This is a genomic window from Pseudoflavitalea rhizosphaerae, from assembly GCF_003991355.1.
Taxonomy (GTDB): domain Bacteria; phylum Bacteroidota; class Bacteroidia; order Chitinophagales; family Chitinophagaceae; genus Pseudobacter; species Pseudobacter rhizosphaerae.
This window is the reverse complement of record NZ_RCSU01000001.1, coordinates 297381-319081: the sequence shown is the minus strand read 5'-3', so window position 1 is coordinate 319081 and position 21701 is coordinate 297381. Positions and strand designations below refer to the sequence as shown.

Annotated in this window: 24 protein-coding genes; 10 read left to right on the top strand and 14 right to left on the bottom strand. The window is 48.4% G+C overall.

All coding sequences use genetic code 11. From position 1 onward, the window contains the following. The 5 genes from D9Y29_RS01235 to xerD all read right to left on the bottom strand — a co-directional run bounded on the left by D9Y29_RS01235 (window position 1) and on the right by xerD (window position 5721). Entirely contained in the window at window positions 1-1086 is a 1086-nt protein-coding gene (locus D9Y29_RS01235; protein WP_127124614.1) for an efflux RND transporter periplasmic adaptor subunit, read from the bottom strand. Window positions 1087-1095: 9 nt separating this feature from the next. Continuing rightward, window positions 1096-2367, bottom strand: coding sequence for a TolC family protein (locus D9Y29_RS01230; RefSeq protein ID WP_164735194.1), 1272 nt, complete (start codon window positions 2365-2367; stop codon window positions 1096-1098). A gap of 206 nt (window positions 2368-2573) precedes the next feature. Next, window positions 2574-3938: a sensor histidine kinase gene (locus tag D9Y29_RS01225; RefSeq protein WP_164735193.1), complete on the bottom strand. Its 1365-nt coding sequence runs from the start codon at window positions 3936-3938 to the stop codon at window positions 2574-2576. A gap of 6 nt (window positions 3939-3944) precedes the next feature. Then, the gene (locus D9Y29_RS01220; RefSeq protein ID WP_127124611.1) at window positions 3945-4622 is read right to left on the bottom strand and encodes a response regulator transcription factor; all 678 of its coding nucleotides are present in this window, start codon (window positions 4620-4622) and stop codon (window positions 3945-3947) included. Between the two features lie 190 nt (window positions 4623-4812). After that, on the bottom strand, window positions 4813-5721 hold the full coding sequence (gene xerD / locus D9Y29_RS01215) for a site-specific tyrosine recombinase XerD (RefSeq protein ID WP_127124610.1): 909 nt from the start codon (window positions 5719-5721) through the stop codon (window positions 4813-4815). Between the two features lie 35 nt (window positions 5722-5756). Between xerD and D9Y29_RS01210 the strand changes: the two genes are divergently transcribed. Continuing rightward, entirely contained in the window at window positions 5757-6272 is a 516-nt protein-coding gene (locus D9Y29_RS01210) for a YkgJ family cysteine cluster protein (RefSeq protein ID WP_127124609.1), read from the top strand. Window positions 6273-6274: 2 nt separating this feature from the next. On the opposite strand, the gene D9Y29_RS01205 is transcribed toward D9Y29_RS01210, so the two are convergent. Further along, a complete protein-coding gene (locus D9Y29_RS01205; protein ID WP_127124608.1) occupies window positions 6275-6631 on the bottom strand; it encodes a YraN family protein in 357 nt (118 codons plus the stop codon). Window positions 6632-6670: 39 nt separating this feature from the next. On the opposite strand from D9Y29_RS01205, the gene manA reads away from it, so the two are divergent. Beyond that, window positions 6671-7906 (top strand): mannose-6-phosphate isomerase, class I, encoded by a 1236-nt coding sequence (manA, locus tag D9Y29_RS01200; RefSeq protein ID WP_127124607.1) that lies wholly within the window; start codon window positions 6671-6673, stop codon window positions 7904-7906. A gap of 263 nt (window positions 7907-8169) precedes the next feature. Here the strand turns inward: manA and D9Y29_RS01195 are convergent, their stop codons facing one another. Further along, a complete protein-coding gene (locus tag D9Y29_RS01195; RefSeq protein WP_127124606.1) occupies window positions 8170-8766 on the bottom strand; it encodes a carboxymuconolactone decarboxylase family protein in 597 nt (198 codons plus the stop codon). A 15-nt stretch (window positions 8767-8781) separates the two neighbouring features. After that, window positions 8782-9351 carry a peroxiredoxin gene (locus D9Y29_RS01190; protein ID WP_127124605.1) on the bottom strand — a complete coding sequence of 190 codons (570 nt, stop codon included), beginning with the start codon at window positions 9349-9351 and terminating at the stop codon, window positions 8782-8784. Between the two features lie 199 nt (window positions 9352-9550). Between D9Y29_RS01190 and D9Y29_RS01185 the strand changes: the two genes are divergently transcribed. Continuing rightward, entirely contained in the window at window positions 9551-10114 is a 564-nt protein-coding gene (locus D9Y29_RS01185; RefSeq protein WP_127124604.1) for a DUF6580 family putative transport protein, read from the top strand. A gap of 68 nt (window positions 10115-10182) precedes the next feature. Here D9Y29_RS01185 and D9Y29_RS01180 read toward each other — a convergent pair whose 3' ends face one another. The 4 genes from D9Y29_RS01180 to D9Y29_RS01165 all read right to left on the bottom strand — a co-directional run bounded on the left by D9Y29_RS01180 (window position 10183) and on the right by D9Y29_RS01165 (window position 13883). Then, a complete protein-coding gene (locus D9Y29_RS01180; RefSeq protein WP_164735192.1) occupies window positions 10183-10800 on the bottom strand; it encodes an Abi family protein in 618 nt (205 codons plus the stop codon). Window positions 10801-11212: 412 nt separating this feature from the next. Beyond that, window positions 11213-11698 carry a hypothetical protein gene (locus tag D9Y29_RS01175; RefSeq protein ID WP_127124602.1) on the bottom strand — a complete coding sequence of 162 codons (486 nt, stop codon included), beginning with the start codon at window positions 11696-11698 and terminating at the stop codon, window positions 11213-11215. Window positions 11699-11734: 36 nt separating this feature from the next. Continuing rightward, the gene (rnhA, locus tag D9Y29_RS01170) at window positions 11735-12202 is read right to left on the bottom strand and encodes a ribonuclease HI (RefSeq protein ID WP_127124601.1); all 468 of its coding nucleotides are present in this window, start codon (window positions 12200-12202) and stop codon (window positions 11735-11737) included. A 49-nt stretch (window positions 12203-12251) separates the two neighbouring features. After that, complete coding sequence (locus D9Y29_RS01165; protein ID WP_241237820.1) at window positions 12252-13883, bottom strand: acyl-CoA carboxylase subunit beta; 1632 nt, start codon at window positions 13881-13883, stop codon at window positions 12252-12254. 117 nt (window positions 13884-14000) lie between these two features. Between D9Y29_RS01165 and D9Y29_RS01160 the strand changes: the two genes are divergently transcribed. Further along, the gene (locus D9Y29_RS01160) at window positions 14001-15080 is read left to right on the top strand and encodes a DUF3810 domain-containing protein (RefSeq protein ID WP_127124600.1); all 1080 of its coding nucleotides are present in this window, start codon (window positions 14001-14003) and stop codon (window positions 15078-15080) included. Here D9Y29_RS01160 and dcd read toward each other — a convergent pair. Continuing rightward, window positions 15077-15613 (bottom strand): dCTP deaminase, encoded by a 537-nt coding sequence (gene dcd / locus D9Y29_RS01155; protein ID WP_127124599.1) that lies wholly within the window; start codon window positions 15611-15613, stop codon window positions 15077-15079. The genes D9Y29_RS01160 and dcd overlap by 4 nt on opposite strands. A gap of 68 nt (window positions 15614-15681) precedes the next feature. On the opposite strand from dcd, the gene D9Y29_RS01150 reads away from it, so the two are divergent. Continuing rightward, window positions 15682-16338 carry a 4'-phosphopantetheinyl transferase family protein gene (locus D9Y29_RS01150; RefSeq protein WP_127124598.1) on the top strand — a complete coding sequence of 219 codons (657 nt, stop codon included), beginning with the start codon at window positions 15682-15684 and terminating at the stop codon, window positions 16336-16338. A 5-nt stretch (window positions 16339-16343) separates the two neighbouring features. On the opposite strand, the gene D9Y29_RS01145 is transcribed toward D9Y29_RS01150, so the two are convergent. After that, window positions 16344-17651 (bottom strand): DUF2130 domain-containing protein, encoded by a 1308-nt coding sequence (locus D9Y29_RS01145; protein WP_127124597.1) that lies wholly within the window; start codon window positions 17649-17651, stop codon window positions 16344-16346. A gap of 233 nt (window positions 17652-17884) precedes the next feature. Between D9Y29_RS01145 and D9Y29_RS01140 the strand changes: the two genes are divergently transcribed. Genes D9Y29_RS01140 through D9Y29_RS01120 form a run of 5 tightly spaced genes read left to right on the top strand, consistent with a single transcriptional unit; the run spans window position 17885 to window position 21692 of the window. After that, on the top strand, window positions 17885-18430 hold the full coding sequence (locus D9Y29_RS01140; protein ID WP_127124596.1) for a phage tail protein: 546 nt from the start codon (window positions 17885-17887) through the stop codon (window positions 18428-18430). 11 nt (window positions 18431-18441) lie between these two features. Next, window positions 18442-18990, top strand: coding sequence for a phage tail protein (locus D9Y29_RS01135; RefSeq protein WP_127124595.1), 549 nt, complete (start codon window positions 18442-18444; stop codon window positions 18988-18990). A gap of 33 nt (window positions 18991-19023) precedes the next feature. Continuing rightward, window positions 19024-19569, top strand: coding sequence for a phage tail protein (locus D9Y29_RS01130; protein WP_127124594.1), 546 nt, complete (start codon window positions 19024-19026; stop codon window positions 19567-19569). A gap of 3 nt (window positions 19570-19572) precedes the next feature. Further along, complete coding sequence (locus tag D9Y29_RS01125) at window positions 19573-20697, top strand: ABC transporter substrate-binding protein (protein ID WP_127124593.1); 1125 nt, start codon at window positions 19573-19575, stop codon at window positions 20695-20697. Beyond that, on the top strand, window positions 20694-21692 hold the full coding sequence (locus tag D9Y29_RS01120) for a methionyl-tRNA formyltransferase (RefSeq protein WP_127124592.1): 999 nt from the start codon (window positions 20694-20696) through the stop codon (window positions 21690-21692). Before D9Y29_RS01125 ends, D9Y29_RS01120 begins: the two co-directional genes overlap by 4 nt. The last annotated feature ends 9 nt before the right edge of the window (window positions 21693-21701 follow it).

The window sequence follows — 21701 nt, the reverse complement described above, 5'->3', positions numbered from 1 at the left end:
TTATTGTTTGAGCGCTTCGTAGAAATAGAGCTGTCGCGAAGAGATCACCACATCGTTTTCCTGGAGCCCTTCGCTGATATAAGCGCGGCCGCCCATCTTTTCAGCCACTTCCACCGGCTGGATGCGGGCGGTATTGCCTTCGATGACCACCACGTAGTAACGGTTATTGTCGAAAATGAGCGAACGAACGGGGATGCTTACACGACTATGCTGCTGCACCACTTTCACTTTGGCGGACACGAACATTTCGGGTTTGAGCAACAGGTCCGGGTTATGGATATTGATACGGGCGCGCATGGTCTTTGTTTCAGGGTCCAGTACCTGGTAGATCTTCTCGATATCCCCCCTGAACACTTTACCGGGATAGGAGAGGGAGCTGAGGTGGACGCTATCACCCTGATGTATATACGAAATATCGGATTCGAAGATGTTCACCATCGCCCACACATTGCTGATATCCGCGATCACGAATACGGGATCACTGTTGTCCGGCCTGAGATGCGAGTGTTCGGTAACCCTTTTTTCTATCACGAAACCATTGATCGGCGTGGTGATCCGGTAGCCAGCTTCGCGGTCACCGCCATTGATCTGCAACACCTGTTCTGCCTTGTGCACTTCGCTGCTGGCGCGTTTGAATTCACTTTTCGCTTCTTCCACATCTTTTTCAGAAGCAAGGCCGGAACTGAAAAGGTCCTGTTTCAGGGAAAGGTCCCTTCTTGCATTGGCGAGCGAAGCTTCGGCGGAAGCCAGCTCGTTACTGAAGCCTGCCATTTCGCTGCTGACCAGCTCTGCCAGTGTTTGTCCGGCTTTCACATACCAGCCGGAATGCACATTCACCTTGCGAACAATGCCACTCACCATGGGGTAGATCCTGATCTGGCTGTCTTCATCGGGAACAATTTTTCCGCTCACGAGTATTTCATCTTTTACTGCATTGGTGCTGGCTGTGTCCGTAAGCACTTTGCCGAGCAGTTGTTCCATTTCTTTGGCGGGATCGTTGGCGGGCGCTGGTGCTGGCCCTTGTTTGCAGGCCACCATCACAACGGTGATCAGGCAAATGCCGGTTATGAATTGTTTATTGAGCATGGAAAAGTTTTAAAGATGAATGAGCTGAGTGCCACTGACGAAATTGATCTGTTCCAGCGCGCGGTAGCGGTTGTAACGGATCTGGTGTAAAGAGATGATGGTCTCCTTGTAGGAATCATAGAAGTCGATGAACTCGAGCAGGCTGATATTCCTTCTTACGAAATTCTTCTGTACTTCTTCGATGAGATGATGGAACTGGTCATCAAATTCCTGGTCGATGCCTTCATAGAGGGTTTCTGCATTGAGGGCATCGGTATAGCGTTGCATCACTTCATGGGCGAGCTGGTCTTCGGTCTCCTGCAATTGAGTTTTGCTTTGCAGGATGCGGCTTTCAGCCTGCCTGATATTTCCCTGGTTGCGATTGAAGAGGGGAAGGGGCATGACTATTTTTACGCCGGTATAGTCGCGGACATAACTGCCCTGCCTGTCGTAGGTGATGCCAACGGTGAGATCAGGCACAGCCAGCGCCTTCTGCAATTTCCTGTTAAGTTCCTGGCTGTTCACATGCTCCTTCGCGGCCAGCAGGTCCTGCCGGTGGGTGCGGGCGGTATCCAATAATTGTTGCACAGTTATGGATTGCAAAGGATGGAAGGAGAAAGATGGTTCCGTCCACACGGGTGTAACGGGTATTGCAGGATCGATGCGAGTGAGCATTTTCAGTTCAGTGCTGATGGCATTCACTTCCTGCTGCAATTCTTTTTTGGTTGCTTTCAAAGTGTAGAGCAGGCTTTGGATGCGGAGTAATTCTTTCTGTGCAATATTCCCTTTGGCGAGTTGTTCTTTGAATCCTGCTACGATGCGGTTGAGAGAAGCGATCTGCGCATCGTACAATCCCAGTGATCTTTGAAGAAAGCTGAGATGATAGAAATTGTCGCGCAATGTGAAGGTGAGGGTGCGCACGAGATCATAGAATTCATGTTCGCTGAGCTTCACCTGGCTTTGCGCCAGTTGTACGGCTTTGTTGCGTTTGCCCGCGAGGATGATCACCTGGGACAGTTCGGCAGTATTCTGGCCGTGGTATCCGGGGGCCAGCCATCTTTTGTTTCCGGGATCATAGAGAACGTTCTCGAAGCTGAGTTCGGGGTTGTTGTAGAGGCGGGAGGTGATCACCTCTGTTTGGGCAATATCGATATTGTATTTTGCTGCCAGCAGGCTGAGGTTGCTGTTGATAAACCTTTGTTCAGCTTCCTTCAGCGTGAGGTGCAGGGTATCCGGCAGTTGAGCCTGCGCGTTAGTAATGCAGCTTATCAGAATTGTTAGTAGATAGAATTGTTTCTTCATTTGCATGGTGATTGACAGAAGGGCGGAGAGTGCCCAGTCGCTCGCCTCTGGCGAGTGACTTCTAATTGTTCGCCTCCGGCGAACACCGCGTCGCCGGAGGCGACTAAATACAAGTCACTCGCCAGAGGCGAGCGACTGCCCGCTCTCCGGAATGCAAAATTTGAAAACGATCATTAGACCGTTCTTACACGATTATTAGAGGAAGATTAGAACTCGGGATTTATTGGTAAATTAATGTGAAAGCAGGCGCCTTTACCTTCATTGTTGGCAGCTGTAACAACGCCCTTGTGTATTTGGATGATCTTTTCTGTAATGCTGAGGCCCACGCCGCTGCCGGGGAAGGTCCTGGCATTATTGCCCCTGAAGAATGGCTGGAATACTGTGTCTTTTTCTGCCGGATCGATACCGATGCCTTCATCTGCAATGCTGATCAGCACTGAGTCGCCGGTATGTGAGATCATGATGGTAACGGGCTTGTTGCCTGAAAATTTGAAAGCATTCCTGATCACATTGTTGATGGCGGTTTCCAGCAGTATGCGATTGCCATCTACCCAAACAGTTTCCGTAAGGGAGCTGGAAAAACAGAACTGGTATTGGTTGCCCTGATCTTTCCAGTAATCCATGATATCCTGCAAAAGATTCTGAACGTCTACCGGTTCAAAATGCTGGAGTGGTCTGGCGGCATCGTAATTGCTCAGTTCGAAAAGGCGGTTGATGATCACAGTGAGCTTTTCAGATTCGGCCAGCACAGAACGCATGGTGCTGATATATTCTTCCTGGCTGCGAGGCTTGTTCAACATCACTTCCAACTCACCGATGATGGTAGTGAGGGGAGTTCTCAATTCATGGGAAGCATTGCTTACAAAGGAACGCTGCATGTCGAAAGCATGCTCCAGGTGACTGAGTAACTCGTTGAAATTATTGGCCAGCTCATTGATCTCATCTTTGTTTTCTGGTACGATCACGCGTTTATTCAGAGTGCCTGTTCTGATCTGCCTGATGGTATTGTTCACATGCACGATGGGCTTGAGGGCCTTTCCTGCAAAGCGTTTGCTGAGGATGAAGAGAATGATCAGCCCGATCACATAAGTAATGCAGAGCATCATCAGCAGGTTGTTGAGGTGCTGCCTGCCGGTGAAATTTTCCGCCGTGACGATGATCACGAAATCACCCTGGTTGTCTTTGTACGCTATGCCTGCCGCGGGATTGTTGTTGATCAGGAAGAAGAGTTCGTTGTTATTGCTTTTCCTGATCCTGTTCACGATATCCGGTGTGATGGTGGCGGTGGAGTCGTTGATGAAGGATTGGGTATTCTCTTCATTGTAGATAAAGGAGCGTTCGCCGGTGAGGCTGCGTAAATATTTCTGCTGGATCTCCAGGAAACTCTTTTTAGTGAGTTCATCTTTTTCCAGGAATACCTGGGCGGTGATCAGGGCCCTGTCGCGCAGGCGATGAAAGAACACCTGTTTCACATAATCTGCAAAAAGTCCGTAAATGAGCACCATCACCAGCAGCATGATGCCGGCTGTGAGCAGGGTGAATTCCAGTGATAGCCTGTTGCGGATCTTCATGAGCATTTATGATTTTAGTACATAACCCATGCCGGTAAGGGTATGAATGAGCTTTTGCCCGTTGAAGGGTTTCTCGATCTTGTTGCGGAGATAGTTGACGTACACATCCACCACATTGGCATTGGATTGCCTGTCGATCCCCCAGACAGCATCGGAGATGAAGGCGCGGCTCAATACTTTGTTGGGATGTTTCATGAAAAGCTCCAGTAGTTTGTATTCGCGGGCAGTGAGTATGATCTGTACGCCGTTCCGGGAGGCTGTTTTGCCGGCGGTATTCAACAGGAGATCGCTGAACTGAAGGGTTTCGTCCCCGATATTATCCTGGTGATGCCTGCGGTGCAAAGCCTGAATGCGCGCCAGCAGTTCACGGAAATGAAAGGGCTTGGTGAGATAATCATCAGCACCATGATCGAGCCCTGTAACGATATCATCGGTGGTTTGCAGTGCAGAGAGCATGAGGATGGGCGTCCAGACCTGCGCCTGCCGGAGTTTGCGGCAGATTTCCCTGCCGTTCATTCCGGGCAGGAGGATATCCAGGATGATGAGATCGTAATCCTTTTCCATAGCGGCTTTGAGGCCGGCTTCTCCATCGGATTCCATTTCAACGGTGAATTGCTGCTCTTCCAATCCTTTTTTGATGAAGGAAGCTACTTTCTGTTCGTCTTCGATGATGAGAATGGTCATTGGCGGATAGTTTAGTAGGGTGTGGCAGTCGCTCGCCTCCGGCGAGTGACTTGTATTTGTTCGCCTCCGGCGAACACCGCGTCGCCGGAGGCGACTAAACAAAAGTCACTCGCCGGAGGCGAGCGACTGCCACACCCTGCGTAAGCTGGCAAAGATTAAGAATTTTGCAGAGAGAAGCTGTAAGAGTAAGTTAAAACCTCCTCCTGAAAGCAGGGTGGTAGCTCACCATTGTTGATTTCAGGAAATTATTATCGAGGTGTGTGTAGATCTCGGTAGTAGTAATGCTGGCATGACCCAACATCTGTTGCACGGCGCGGAGATTGGCGCCGCCTTCCACCAGGTGAGTGGCGAAGGAATGACGGAAAGTATGTGGAGAGATATTCTTGGTGATGCCGGCCAGGGAAGCCAACTCTTTCAATATAAGGAACACCATTACGCGGCTGAGCGGCTTGCCTCTTCTGTTGAGGAAAAGAAAATCTTCGGAGCCTTTGGCGGCAGTTTGCTGGTTGCGGTAGTTCTGCTGGTAGATCCGGATCTGTTCGATGGCTGAAGCGCCGATCGGGATCAGTCTTTCTTTATTGCCCTTGCCCACTACACTGATGAAATCTTTGTCCAGCGAAAGCTTCGAGATCTTCAGGTTGATCACTTCGCTGACGCGCAGACCGCAGCTGTACATGGTTTCCAGGATGGCTTTGTTGCGATGACCTTCGGGCTTGCTGAGATCGATCTGTTCAATGATGGCTTCTATCTCTTCATAGGCCAGCACTTCAGGCAATGCTTTCTTGAGGCGTGGCGCTTCCAGCAGGATGGAGGGGTCATGTTGAGTGATCTCTTCAATCACACAATACCTGAAGAACTGGCGGATGCCGGCTACAATGCGGGCCTGGGAAGTGGTGGTCATGCCCAGTTCGGCTATCCATACCAGGAAGCTTTGAAGATCTTTGAGCGTGATATCGGATGGCTTGATGTTTTCTTCTCTGGTGGAGAGGTACTGTGTGAGCTTGTCCACATCACTGAGGTAGGCTTCCACGGAGTTGCCGGATAGAGACTTCTCTGTGGTGATATATCGTTGGAATCCTTTTTTGCTGTCAAGCCACATATCTATTATATTCGCCCTTCAAATGTACACAACAGATGTCACCATTCAATCTAAAGTCGTTCAAGAAAAAGATGCTGCAGAACAAACCGGTCCTCAGGAGGTTTCTCACCCGCCAGGAGAATAACCAGCCCAGGGGGCTCGACAAAGTGATGCACCAGGAAAATGTGGAAGTGTGGAAAGACATGGATTGCCTGGCCTGCGCCAACTGTTGCAAAACCATGAGCCCTACCTTCACCAATGAAGATATCAGGCGCATTTCAAAGCATGTGGGCATGAGCGCCCAGGCCTTTCGTGATAAATACCTCTACCTCGATAAAGCGGATAACGACTGGATGAACAAGGCGCAACCCTGCCAGTTCCTCAACCTGGACGATAACAAGTGCAGCATCTATGAAGTGCGTCCCGCCGACTGCGCCGGATTCCCCCATCACACCAAAAAGAAACCACTGGATTATATCCACGTGTACAAACAAAACGTGGAGTATTGTCCGGCTACCTACAAACTGGTGGAAAGAATGATGTACCGTATGGAAGGGGAGAAACTGAAATAGTTTCAGAAATAAATGTCCTCGATCAGAAAATAATCAATGCTTCCATTTTTATTGATGGTGATGCTGAGTACATCGTACTGGATGCGTTTCCATTGTGGGTCCAGCTGCTGGTAATGCTCTGCGCATTTCATCATGTTCTCCATCTTCTTCCTTGAAACAGACTCCTCCGGATAGCCGAAACTATGGCTGGTCCTGGTTTTTACTTCGATGAAATGGAGGAGGTTGTTCTTCGTGGCAATCAGGTCTATCTCGTATTTACGGTAACACCAGTTGCGGTGCAGAATTGTATATCCCTGTTGCTGGAACCATCGTGCAGCCTGATCTTCTCCTATTTTACCTGTCTCATTGTGTTGAGCCATGCGGTTGATTTTGTATTATTGTAACCCGAAAACCAGTATATGCAAAATAAAACAAAAATCTTCAGGCTCGAAGGCAAGGTGCAACATTACGCATGGGGCGGCAGCGATTATATTCCGGCATTGTTATCTCAGCAGAACCCGGACAAAAAACCATTTGCTGAATACTGGATGGGCGGTCACAACAATGCGCCGGCCCTGGTGGTAACGGCGGAAGGGAAAATCCCTTTGAACGAATTCATCGCCAATGATCCGGCCTCACTGCTGGGAAAGCAGGTGAATGAAACATTCGGCCGTCTGCCTTATCTGTTGAAAGTGCTCGATGTGAAAGACATGCTGAGCATCCAGGTGCATCCCACCAAATCTGCTGCCGTGGCTGAATTTGAAGCAGAGAACAAAAAAGGAACGCCACTGAACGATCCAAAAAGGAATTATAAAGATGATAACCATAAACCCGAACTGATGGTGGCCCTCTCTGATTTCTGGCTCCTGCACGGATTCAGAAGTACAGAGGACACTGCAGTGATCATCGGGAAGATCCCTGAACTGAACTTCCTCATCCCGTATCATGATCAAACAGATCATGCGCGGATATACAAGCATGTTATGACCATGCCACAGGAAGAAGTGAACCAGGCATTACAACCGCTGCTGGATCGCATCATCCCGCTTTACAAGGAAGGCAAGCTGGAGAAATCCGATCCCAGTTTCTGGGCCGCGCGCGCAGCCATCACATTCAATGAACCAGGCCGCATCGATCGCGGCATTTTCTCTATCTATCTCTTCAATCTCGTTCGTATCGAACCGGACTATGCCATCTTCCAGGATGCAGGCGTACCGCATGCTTACCTCGAAGGACAGAATATGGAGATCATGGCCAATTCAGATAACGTATTGCGTGGTGGCCTCACCAATAAACATGTGGATGTAGATGAACTGATGAAGCATGTGAAGTTCACACCTGTTGAGCCGCGGCTCATCATGGGCTCTGTGGAAATGGAAACACCGGAAGGACAGTTTGCCGAAACACGTTTCAAAACACCGGCGCCTGATTTTGAACTTCGCCAGATCTGGTTGCCGGAAGGGGAGAGCCTGAGCCTGCCTGTTGATACCGCCGATATTTTCTTTGCATTGGCCGGTAAGGCTGAGATCAAAAGTGGTGATACTTCGTTTGAGCTGAACCGTGGTGAATCCATGCTGGCCATCCCCGGCGCTGAAGTAAGAATAAAAGCTATAGGAGACGAAGTAGTGATCTTCAGGGCAACTGCCGGGATTTGAATGTGATCGGGGAGCAGTCGGAATATGCAGGGTGTGGCCAGTCGCTCGCCTCTGGCGAGTGACTTGTATTTAGTCGCCTCCGGCGACGCGGTGTTCGCCGGAGGCGAACAATTAGAAGTCACTCGCCAGAGGCGAGCGACTGGCCGCACCCTGCATCGCCCAACTATTCCCCGATATCTCTATTTGCTGATCGCTAAAGTTACCTGAATAAATAAAAACGGGGCTGCAAGAATACAGCCCCGACCTATTTGTTACTTGAACATTTACGCTAAGATGGTGATCAATCCTTTGATCACTGCGCCCAGCTTCACAGCTTCCAGCACTTTGCCTTCGCTGCTGCCGTGTTGCAGTACGGATTGCTCATGGGAGGTAACGCACATCTCGCAGCCATTGATGGAGGAGATCACTAAACTTGCCAGCTCAAAGAACTCCTTGCCCAGTACAGGATTCATCATGATGCTCATCTTGATACCTGCCGGAGTGGCTGTGTAATATTCTTTCTGCATGAAGTGACGGAACCTGTAGAATACATTATTGGTTGCCATCAATGAAGTACAGGCGATCATCTCTGCTATTTCAGCTTCTGTGGCGCCGGCATCTTTTGCCAGGCCGGTGAAAGCTTCCTGCAGGAAGATCACGCGCTCATTCACTGCAACGCCCAGCGCCAGCAACAATGCTTCCTTGCGGGTAAGGTACTGCGTGTTGCTCAGTACATTGCTGGTATTGATCTTGAGATCCTTGATATACCTGGCATTCACCTGCAGCAATGCCTGTGCATTGGCAGAAGGCATGTAGTTGGGGATGTTCAGTTCCGCCAGCAGATTTTGAAAAGTCTCGTTCTGGATTACTTCAACGCTCATGGTTCCGGATTTTGATTAGTTCATGTTCAACTGGGTAGTCAGTGTTTCCTGACCTTTATTCCAGTTGCAGGGGCAGAGTTCGTCTGTTTGCAGGGCGTCCAGTACGCGGAGCACTTCCTGTACATTACGGCCTACGTTCAGATCGTATACACTTACCCAACGAACGATACCCTGTGGATCGATGATGAAAGTTGCGCGGTAAGCGATCTTTTCTTCATTGTCCAGGATACCCAGCTCTTCAGCCAGTGATTTGGAAGTGTCTGCCAGCATGGGAAACTTCAGGTCTTTCAGATCAGCGTGATCTTTTCTCCAGGCCAGGTGTACGAACTCGGAATCAGTAGAAGCACCGATCAGCACTGTATCGCGGTCTGCGAAATCAGATGCTTTCTTGTTGAACTCAGCGATCTCTGTAGGGCAAACGAAAGTGAAATCCTTTGGCCACCAGAACATCACCATCCACTGACCCTGGCTGCTTGCATGGTCCTGTGTGAGGTCTGCGAACTCTTTTCCTTTCTCTGTAGATACTACTGCCTTTTTCTTGAATGCAGGGAATTGACTCCCAATAGACAAAATTCTGTTGGACATATATTGTTGTTTGAAATTTTAATGCTGAACTTTTCTCTGTGGAGCAATCGAATGGTGACGCAAAAGTAAGGTTGTAAATGATAGATAACTATAAACATTCTCTATTGATCGATAGTTTTTATCTATAAGGAGAGGGGAGTTCCGGCAGGGTGTCGTGTATGCGAAAAAATTGTACTTTTGGGCTCTATTACTTTCCATTATGAAATCAAACAAGAAATTGATCTGGAGCCTGGTAGTGATGGTGATCGTTGCTGCCGTTTATCGTGTTATCCCTGACAGGCCATTGGGCTTTGCTCCCCAGCTGGCGATAGCCCTCTTCAGTGGCGCCATGATCAAAGACAGAAAGCTTGCCTTCCTATTCCCTGTATTGTCCATGCTGATCTCAGACCTGTTGTATCAGGGACTGTATGCTGCCGGTATGTCTCCCTACGGAGGTTTCTATGGCGGTATGTGGATCAATTACCTGCTCTTCAGTTCCGTGACTGTATTCGGAATGATGATAAAGAAAGTGAATGTGAAGAATGTACTGGCAGCTTCACTGGCAGGTCCCACATTTTTCTTCCTCGTATCCAATTTCCTCACCTGGGCAGGCGTTGGTGATTATGTAGAATATCCCAAAACATGGGAAGGTCTGATGGCTTGCTATGCAGCCGGCATTCCTTTTTACAAAGGTAGCCTGATGGCTACTGTAGCATTCAGCGGCCTGTTCTTCGGAACCTGGTACCTGCTAGGAAAGCGTGAAACAAAAACTGCCGTGGCTTAGTTCCGGTAAAAGATACAATGCAAAGAGGGCGGTTTCTCACCTGAGATTCCGCCCTTTTGCTTTCTGTTTCATTGCAGGTCAGCCAGGCGCGCAAGCTCTTCCTCTATATCATCAAAATGCCTCACGTAAACAGCGAGGTCCTGGTCCATCCATTGGAGTACTTCATAGATCTCTTTTTGGGTGGTAGTGGCCAGATCGAAGTTGAGGCAGTATCCCGAAAAACAAATAGGCTCATTGTGATAGATCCTGTTCCTGAAACTTCTGATACGGTTCAACTTACTGGCGATATCCCTTCTGTTGGCGAAGGGAGGCCGGTTAGGAAAGCAATGAATGATACTTCCTCCGATCAAACGATAATGTGCCAGATCAAACAGCCTGGTCCAAAATCCGAAATGCTGATTGGCCATTACCCTGGTTGCAGAAACCGATCCGTATTTGTTCTTTACGATCTCCTCCGCTTCACGCACGGAGTGCTTCATGTGGAAGCCTGAAACTGCAAGTGAACGATCGCTCATAAAACCGTTCTTCTCATGAACTATCCAGTGCGGGTTTGAGAAGTGAATGGCCAGTCTTTCATACATGGCGTTCCGCAGCGCAATTTCAAACATATGCAGTATCGGATAAAAACTGCGGGATACATTCAGGTTGATATGGTATAGTTTTTTTGCATTCAGTTCTGAATTCATAACTGCCGACAAAAACTTATCCATCCGTGGCTTTGAAATAAAATATTCCAACCGGGAATAATCCATACCAATTTTTTTTTTTGGTGATTAAATAAAATTGCTAACTTTGAACTGTTATGCTCGGTAAAGCCTCTTTCTAATCAGAAACGTAACCGGGTGATTGAATTGAAAAGCTCCGTTTATCGGGGCTTTTCTGTTTTAGTTCCTGCTGATTTTAAATTCCTGGTTTGGATGGATGATTATGAGCAAAACGAAATCCCTTAACTTATGTAAGGGCTCATGTCAGAAAGTAAATGATTGCACGGTGATGTACAACCGAATGGCATTATTTCAAATATAAGCATAATTTCATTGCATAAAAAATGCCCCGGACATCCGGGGCATTTGTACGTTAACGTTAGTTACAATTTTTTTATTTCATTTCGAGCTTCACTTCCGATACAATCAGGTTCTCTTTGTTCTCCTTATCAAAAAAAGTGGCTTTCAGGTTATAGTTGGATCCTTTCTGCATTGGGTCACCGGTGCTTAACCTTGCGCTGAGTTTTGTGGCTTCTTCAGGATTGAATCCATCTTTCATATCAGCGAAGGCATCGGGCAGGTTCAGCAATTCTTTACCGGAAGCATCTGTAAGAACAATTTTGCAACCCGGGTAAACCCTTCCGTTCTTCTCTTTGTAATTAGTTACACCATTAGCGATGATGAACAGGGTAGTGCCCATGTCAACTTTGTTGGAACTGATCTTGTTGCCGGATTCATCTTCCAGGTAACTATCGTCGATCCTGAATCCCTTGTAATGGGTGGTAAGCCCGGTGTTCAGATCCTTTTTCACACCCTGGCTGAAATTGCATGACGCACTGAAAAGCAATGCCAGTATAACGGGAATGGATAATTGCTTCATGAACGTTGTTTTAAGGTATTTGAAGAATGGTTCTGCTTAATTCTCCCCGCTCTCAAATCCCAGGTCAGGCGGAAGCCCTTTCTGATCGGCTGCTGTTGTGGCCAGCACATCACAGCGGTTGTTATAGGGATTGTCCGCATGACCTTTCACCCACACGAATTTGACTTGATGCTTTTGCGCCAGTAAATCGTACCGCAACCAGAGATCTTTGTTCTTCTTGCCTCCTTTGAAATTGGTACGGATCCAGTTGCGGAGCCAGCCTTCCTGCACGGCTTTCACCACGTATTGTGAATCCGAATAGATGGTGATGTTCAGGCCCGGCCTGTTGAGCGCTTCCAGTGCAGCGATCACGGCCATCAGTTCCATACGGTTATTGGTGGTTTTGCGGAATCCGGCAGAGAGCTCTTTCGCTTTTCCTCCCCACATCAGGATGGCGCCATAGCCACCCGGACCGGGGTTACCGCGGGAAGAGCCATCTGTATAAATGATCAGTTCTTTCGACATATATTTTCTTCCGTCAGTCTTTAATAAGAAAGGCGGCAAATGTAATCATTTAAACCTGTATCACTCCCGTTCTGAAAGGCTCGATATGCGGATTGTGATTGGCAGCCGCAATGCCTTCTGCAATCACTCGCCTGGTATCAACAGGATCGATGATGCCATCCACCATCAGTCGCGCGGCTGCATAATAAGCTGTGCTCTGCTCTTCATAACGTTCACGGATCTTTTCAAGCAAGGCATTCTCTTCATCGGGTGTAAGTTCCTTGCCTTTTGATTTTAGGCTATTGATCTGGCTTTGCAGTACTGTTTTGGCTGCCTGTTCTCCGCCCATTGCGGCAAGGCGTGCATACGGCCACGCATAGATGAAGCGGGGATCGTAGGCTTTTCCGCACATAGCATAATTGCCTGCGCCATATGAGTTGCCGATATAGATGGTGATCTTTGGAACTACGGAATTGGCCACAGCATTCACCATTTTAGCACCGTCCTTGATGATGCCGGCATGTTCGCTTCTGCTGCCTACCATAAAACCAGTTACATCCTGCAGGAAGATCAGCGGGATCTTTTTCTGGTTGCAGTTCATCACAAAGCGTGCTACCTTATCTGCACTATCGTTGTAGATGACGCCACCCATCTGCATTTCACCTTTATGGTTCTTCACCATTTTCCGCTGGTTGGCAACGATGCCTACCGCCCAGCCATCAACACGCGCATAACCGGTAAGGATAGTTTTGCCATAGTCTTCTTTGAACTGCTCGAATTCGGAATTGTCAACAAACCGCTCGATGATATCCAGCATATCATAAGGTTTGGTGGCATCGGATGGCATGATGCCATAAAGCTCCTGCGGATCTTTTTTGGGAGGAGCAGGAGTGATGCGGTCGAATCCTGCTTTTGGACCATGACCGAGTTTGCTCATCAGGCTTTTGATATAATCGAGGCAGGCTTCTTCTGATTCGAAACGATAGTCTGCATTACCACTGATAGCAGTATGCGTAACTGATCCTCCGAGTGTGAGGATATCGATATCTTCCCCGATAGCTGCCTTCACCAGGTAAGGTCCGGCCAGGGCGATGGAACTGTTGTTGTCTACCATCAGTACTTCATCGCTCATCAATGGGAGATAGGCGCCTCCTGCCACGCAGGAACCCATCACAGCTGCGATCTGTGTGATGCCCATGGCGCTCATCTTTGCATTGTTGCGGAAGATACGGCCGAAATGTTCTTTGTCAGGGAAGATCTCAGACTGCATGGGGAGATAAACACCGGCGCTGTCCACCAGGTAAATGATGGGCAGGTTGTTCTCCATGGAGATCTCCTGCATGCGAAGGTTCTTTTTGCCGGTGATGGGGAACCAGGCGCCGGCTTTAACGGTCTGATCATTGGCCACGATCACGCACTGGCGGCCACTGACATAACCGATTCCGGCTACAGTGCCACCCGATGGGCAGCCGCCTTCGTCCTTGTACATTTCCCACCCGCAAAGCGCGCCGATCTCTGTAAAAGGTGTGTTCCCGTCACGCAGATACTCGATCCTTTCGCGGGCGGTGAGTTTTTTCTTGTCGTGTTGCTTTTCAATGGCTTTCTTCCCGCCGCCAAGGGAAACCTGCTCCCAGCGCTGCCTGAGCTGACTCACAGCCAGCTTCATTGCATCTTCGTTCTTGTTGAATTCCAGATTTATCATAATCACAATCGTTATTAAGAAGGGGAATAATATGAATGCAAAATAAGGCATATTGACGAGAGCCGGAATACCGATTTCCGGTACATTTTATGTTGGAATTGTTATTATTTTAGCCATATGTTCACCAGAAACAAGTGGCTTTTCGTTTTTACAGGACTGGCAATTGTAATCAAGGTTTTTTCCCTGTTCCCGGATGCGGTTGAACGGTATTATTCGAATGGTATTTACCCGTTCATCGGAAAAATGCAACGCGCCCTTTTCGGCTGGGTCCCTTTCAGCGTGGGGGATATTTTCTATGCAGTGCTGATCCTGCTTTTGCTGAGGAAGATCATAGTATTGGTAAAAAAGATAAGAAAGAGGGAGGCCAACAGGGCTTACTGGCTGGCCGGACTGAAACAGTTCATTTGGGTGGTGGTGCTGGTATATGTTTTCTTCAATGGCCTCTGGGCGCTGAATTACAACCGGAATGGCATCGCTTCCCAACTGGGCCTCAGGGTTAGTACCTATACGCAGGAAGAACTGGTGGAGGTGATGGAGACCATTACGGAAAGACTGGAAGTTCTCGACAGCGCTGCTTTACTCACCCGGCCGGATATACGAAAAAAGAAGAAGCTGTTCCGCAATGCAGTCACTGCTTATGATTCGCTGGCAATGCATAGTCCTGTTTTCGATTATTCCATAAGATCAGTGAAACCTTCATTGTACAGTTACCTGGGGAACTATCTTGGGTTCACGGGTTATTACAATCCTTTCTCCGGCGAAGCGCAGGTGAATACCACTGTTCCGCTGTTCATTCAGCCCTTCACTACCTGCCATGAAATTGGTCACCAGCTTGGTTATGCGAAAGAGAATGAAGCGAATTTTGCGGGTTATCTCGCTGCAAAAAGTTCTTCGGATGCGGCTTTCCGTTATTCCGTGTATTTCGATCTGTATACTTATAGCTGGTATTACCTGTATAATATAGACAGCGCCATGGCCCGCCGCTTCAGTGAGCGCTTGCCCGTTACCGTTAAAAATGATTATAGGGAGTTGAAGGAGTTCAACAGGAAACACCGTAACCCGGTAGAGCGGGTGATAGATGATTTGTATGGCCAGTACCTGAAGGCAAATGAGCAGCCTTCAGGCAAACTGGCCTATAATGAAGTGATAGCGTGGCTGGTGGCGTATTACAAGAAATATGGAAAGGAAGCGATCTAGAATTTGTTCTTCCACATCATGCTTTCCACGGGCCTGTCCGGCTGGCCGCTGTACTTGGCATTCTTTTTCTGGTTGTATTTGATCTCGATCTCGCCTTCAACAGGGAAATAGATCAGTTGCCCAACGGGCATTCCTTTGTACACTTTTACAGGTTGCTTAACGGAGATCTCCAGGGTCCAGTGGCCGCAGAAGCCTACATCGCCTTTTCCGGCTGTGGCGTGAATATCGATACCCAGTCGTCCTGTAGAGGATTTTCCTTCGAGGAAGGGCACATGGGCATGTGTTTCAGTATATTCTTCGGTTACTCCCAGGTAGAAGATATGCGGATAGAGTACGAAGCCGTCATCAGGGATCTCAAATACCTCGATCTCATTGTGCTTTTTGGCGTCCAGGATATGTTCCCGGTAGGTGGCAAGATGTTTGCCGAGATGCACATCATAAGAGTTGCTGCCCAGGCATTGCCGGTCATAGGGTTCGATCTTGATTGTCCCTTTTTCTATTTCTTCCAGTATTCTAGAATCCGACAGGATCATATTGGTATTTGTTTTGATGAATCAGCAAATAATTCTTATATCTGCAATCTAAATGCTTAATTCTTACCGTGGCTTTGTTTTATCAACATAATATCAACGGGGGCACAAAAGTAGCAATTTGGCGCATTGAAGAGGATGAAAGTTTTTTCCTCCAAAAAGTGCCGCTCAAAGCTAATGTGTCGCACCCTTATAAGCGTCTTCAGCACCTGGCAGGCCGTTACCTGTTGCCCGAGCTGGTAGAGGATTTTCCGCTCTCCGAGGTCCTTATTGCCGATACCCGCAAGCCTTTCCTGGAAAATGAGCAATACCATTTTTCCATTTCACACTGCGGAAATTATGCTGCGGCCATCGTGAGCAGCGGGGAAAGGGTAGGCGTGGATATCGAACTGGTAACGCCCCGCATGTATACCATCGCCCATAAATTCCTTCATGAATCCGAACAGGAGTACCTGCATGAATGGGAGTATATGAGCAAGGTGCACCTGGAACTCATGACCATCCTCTGGAGCGCCAAGGAGGCGGTTTATAAATGGTATGGCAACGGGCAGTTGAGTTTCCGGGAGGATATGCGGCTATGCGGCCCCGTGGTTTTCGGTTCGAACGACTGGATCCAGTTCCCATTCGAGTTCCGGAAGGATGGCGTGATGCCGCTCACCATCCGCGCACGCATCTTCGATCCCCTGGTAATGGCCTATGTTACCACCGATGAAACAATCAAAGTGTAAAGGATTTATACTTCCTCCGTTTCTTCCGGTGTATCGTCAATCAGGTTCAGTTGAATGTCTTCGCTTCCGGCGATACCTTCAATGGAGCCCTTGATATGCGCTACATTGAGCAATACTTTATCGAGCTGCTTTTCGCGGGCCTTCCATAGTTTTTCCATAGCGTCCCTTTCTTTCTGAATGCTGAGGCGGATGGAGAAGAAGCCTTCCCGGATAGCTTTCCATTGTTCGCCGAACTCATTACTGGTGAGATAATCGTAGAGCAGGTGCATTTTGTCGCCCCGGTTCTGCTGACTTCTCACGGCTGTATACATTTTCAGGATGCCCTCGCGAAGCACCTGTGTGAGCGCGGCCACTTCCGCGTAGGAGCAGATCCACACACCGTCCAGCAATCCGAAAACCTCCATCTGTTCTGGTTTTGCCTGAGTTACCAGTACGGCAACATCTGCCTGTGTGGCGCGCATATCGGCCTTGAGCTTTTCGATCCAGCCCTTTTCAAAATGTTTTGTGCGCTTGCTTTCGTAAATGATCTTTCCGCATTCCTGTCCGATATTGTTGCGGACAGTCTGGATACAATCCGCTCCGCGAATGCCTTTGCCTACTTCCTGCACCATATCGAAGGGGAAGGCGAGACGCAGCAATTCTTCCAGCGCCAGTTCCTGGATCTCGCCCTGTAATTGCATGGAGCCCTGTTCCGCCTTGCGTTTCATTTCGTCGGCCAGTTTGGTTTGGTCTTCCAGTTTTTTTTCCATCTCTTTCAGACGGAACTGGTAATCTGCTTCGCGGGTAGAAAATCTTTGTTCCTCCTGTTTGCGCAGCTCTTCCGATAGCTTGTTTTTTTCTTCCAGCAATTTGCGCTGGAGTGTGAGCTCCAGTTCTGCTTCCTTGTCTTTCAGTTCCTCTACCTGTTTCAGAAAATTGATCTCACGATCGCGGGCGGCGCGGAGCTTTTCTTCCGTGTCTTTATTGTTGTTTTCCAGCAGCTGTATCTTGTGTGCGTAGTCTGCACTGATGTTCTTACGCAGGTCTTGTTCCAGTGATTGCTGCAGCTTCAGTTTTTCCTCTTCAAAATGCCTTGCTGCTGCTTGCTTTTGCAGGTCAGCTTCTCTTTTCCATTCGTTTTCCTTTTGCTGGAATTCCTTTTGCCAGTCTTTCTCTTTTTGCTGGAACTCGTCTTCTTTTTTCGCGAATTCCTCTTCTTTCTTCTTCACAAAATCCTTCATCTTATCTCTCAACTCCTTCTTCACATCTTCAGAAAGGGCATCGGAAATAGCGAACTCGTGTCCGCAATCAGGGCACTTGATATCTGCAGCCATCCAGTCTGTAATTTTTTGCAAGTTTACAAAGAAGCTGCGGTTAAATAAGAAATGGGGAAAACACCTGAACAAACTTGGAAATAAATTGCTTAATTTTATTTCATTATTCAATTTCCCCGTCCTCCCCAACTCTACACTTTTCCCCGTCTGAAAGCTCTGACAATACGTTAAACCGATCACTGGTCTTAACTGATCTGTGTTTACCTTTTATTCAACCAACTCAACTTTGTTGTATGCAGGGAACATTGGCTGTTGTAACGATGTTTGCTTCAAATTTTGCGCCTAAGAACTGGGCCTTTTGTAACGGTCAGATCCTGGCTATCAGTACAAACCAGGCGCTGTTTTCATTATTGGGCACTACCTATGGGGGCAATGGGGTAACAACTTTTGCCCTGCCCAATTTACAGGGCAGGGCGCCTGTTGGTACGGGTAATGCACCAGGTATGTTGAATTATATATTGGGGCAGGCTGCAGGAAGCGCCACCACCACGCTTACTTTAAATAATCTGCCCTCGCATGAACATGGCGTGGGAACAGTGCCTGTTGGGATTGATTGTGATTCCAATGCGGCATCAGAACAGTTCCCCGATGGTTTCTATATTGCCGGTCTCAGCAACTCATACAATTCTTCACCCACCGATGGAGTGAGCATGCAAGCACCGGTTTATACTGCACTTATCGGACCTTCAGGTAATAACCAACCGATTCCTTTAATGCCGCCTTACCTCGTAGTGAATTTCATTATTTGCCTGGCAGGCCAATTTCCATCAAGAAACTAAAACCAATTCTTATGTTCATAGAACCCTATCTCTCCAACATCACCATATTCGCGGGGAACTTTGCACCCGTTGGCTGGATGCGCTGCAATGGCGCTATTTTGGCTATATCAGAGTATGATGCATTGTTCGCACTTATCGGCACTACTTATGGAGGTGATGGTATAACAACTTTCGCCTTACCCAATTTGCAATCCCGCGTGGCCATTCATGCCGGAACAATGAACGGCGCCACTTATATTATTGGAGAGATGGCCGGTACGGAAAACGTTACGCTCACGGTGAACACGATGCCTGCACATGCTCACCCGGTCATATCCGTTTCGGGTAATATTCCCGCCAGTGGCGCTGCTGGTAGCCAGAGCAGTCCTGCCGGCAATGTACCTGCAGTATCACCTGTGAATGTTTACAATCCATCAGGCGATGGATTCGGATTGGCGCCAGGCCAGGGCTCAGGTGCAACCGGCGTTGCGGGTGGCAGCCAGCCGTTCTCCATTTTATCGCCCTATCTGACCATGAATTATATCATTGCAGTGCAGGGGATTTTCCCATCGCAGGGCTGAAAAAATAATTACTAACTACTACAAATAACCGATATGGAAGGAGTATTAGCTTACGTGACATTATTTGCGGGCAATTTTGCTCCACGAAACTGGGCAACCTGCGAAGGTCAGATTCTGGCCATTTCAAGTAACACGGCATTGTTTTCCCTGCTGGGCACAAACTATGGGGGCAATGGTCAAACTACTTTCGGATTACCGGACCTCCGGGGAAGGGCCGTAGTGGGAGCTGGCCAGGGGCCGGGATTGTCCCCTTATGATCTGGGACAGGCCGGAGGAAGCGAAAACACTACTTTGCTGACTTCGGAAATCCCTCTTCATACTCATGGCATACAACTGGCTTTTACCCCCAAATGTTCTTCCGTCAATGGTAATACAGGCGGGCCCGCCAATACAACCTATGCTCCGCTGAGCAGTGGCGCCAATGCTTTCAGTGGTGTGGCCAATGCAAAAATGAAGTCATTCGACGCATCGGTAGTAACAGGACCAAACGGGAACGGACAGCCATTCAGTAACCGGAACCCCTACCTGGCGCTTAATTATATCATTTGCCTGCAGGGTGTTTTTCCTCAAAGACCTTAGTTTATGAATAAAACGATCGGATTATTATTACCCCGCTCTTCTGAATACCCGTCGATGGGGTTCGATATACTCGCTGGTTTGAAAGCCGGACTGAAACTGCATTCCAGTGATTCCTTCCGTTTTGTGACAGATAATATAGGGTTTGGCGAGAACCCGGTACACAATTATGCCTCCGCCGAAAAGATGATCTTACAGGAAAATGCATCAGTGATCATTTGCTATAGTCATTTTCTGAATGCCGAACCATTGTATACACTCGCTTCTTCTTCGGGAAAGTACTTCATCTTCCTGGATGCAGGTATGCAGATGATGACCGTTCCGCAGCATGATCGATGCTTCCATATATCGCTGCAGGGAGTGCAAGCCTGTTCCATTGCCGGCGCAAGGGCTGCGGAAGGAAACAGGAATGTGCTGATCGCCACTTCATTTTATGATGGCGGTTACCGCGGGCCCTGGGGTTGCCACGAAAGTATCATTAATGCAGGTGGAAAGGTATGCGGCAATTATGTTAGCGGCTACAAAACAGCAGAGTTCTCTATCGAAAAATACCTGCATCTCCTGCAGCATTCAGGAGCAGAAGGAGTGGCGGCTTGTTTCAGCACTTACCTGGCAGTGCTTTTCTTCGGTGCATTGAAAGAGGCTGGTGCATCCGCCACAGCACTACCGTTCTATTGTTCTCCTTTTATGGCCGAAGAGGAATTGATGAAGAAATGTGAATTCCCTGGTGGCAGCTTCCATGCAGTGGTTCCCTGGCATTCTTCCATCGTCAGTAATAAACAGCAGCTATTCGCTGCCGTTATGAAGAATGAACAGGATAAAGGTCCCAATATTTTTTCACTGCTGGGCTGGGAAGCCGCCCTGCTGCTATGCCAGCTGATATCCAATGGAAGCGGTTCCCTGAAAGGATGGAACTTTGAAAGCCCACGCGGTGAAGTCACCATTCATCCTCAGACGCATCATACCTATGCTCCTTTGTATTATGGAAGGATCGTGGAAGATGACAATGGTAAATGCGCCTGGCAATATCTTGAGACCATCCCCGCAGACCCGGCTACACATCTCCGTTACCTGATAGCAGAGAAGGACTTTGTGGCTTCCGGATGGAAGAATAATTACTTCTGTATATGATGCGTGTTGCCATTCTTTGTAGCGATCGACTTTGCCTGCCTGCTGTGAACTGGATCATGGGATCCGGGCTGGCAGTGGCAATAGGAATGCCTGCGGCTGCCCATGAAACTTCGCTGCTCATTCGAAGTCAATGTCAATATTCAGGTCTGCCATTTCAGTATTTCAGCAGAAAATCATTTGCTGAAGATCTTCGGCTCTGGCTTGATGCTTATCAGCCGGATGTAGTACTGGTTAAAACATTTCCCTGGCTGATCCCACCGGCTTGTTTGAATACCCCTCCGAAAGGATTTATCAATTTTCACTATGCTCCTTTACCTGCTTACCGGGGCCCTTCTCCATTGTTCTGGATGGTCCGGGACCAGGTGCGGCAGGGTGGCGTAACGGTCCATCAAATGGATGAAAAATTTGATACCGGACCTGTTATCCTGCAACAACCGGTTTTGATACATCCGGATTTCACCTTCGGCATGCTGGTATCGCAACTGGCATTTGCAGGTTTACATTGTTGCAAAGCGCTTTTGCAGGGATTGGCTGCCGGTACGCTGAAGCAAACACCACAGCCGGAACATAACGCAGGATGGTACCATCGGCAGGGACCTGCAGACCTGGTGATAGACTGGGAGCAAATGTCAGCTTCCTCCATTCGTTCACTGGTACTGGCCTGCAACCCCTGGAACAAGGGCGCCGCCACTTCGTTCAACAACTGGATCTTTGGACTGACAGATGTTTCGCCGGCAGGAACCATCGATAACGGAAATGTACAATCGAACCTTCCCGGGACCATATTATCTGTTGATGAAAAGAACGGCGTATTCATATCCTGTCTTCAAAACCAGCTTCTCAGGATCGATGTGATCTATTGTGAAGAAGGTTTCTTCCCCGGTTATAAGCTCTCCTCTTTTGGTCTCAAACCCGGCCACAGGCTGGGACATTACACAATGCCTGCTCATGCTTTTCAAACTCCTTCCCATCCCGGCCAATATCCATCAACTTAAAAAAATGTG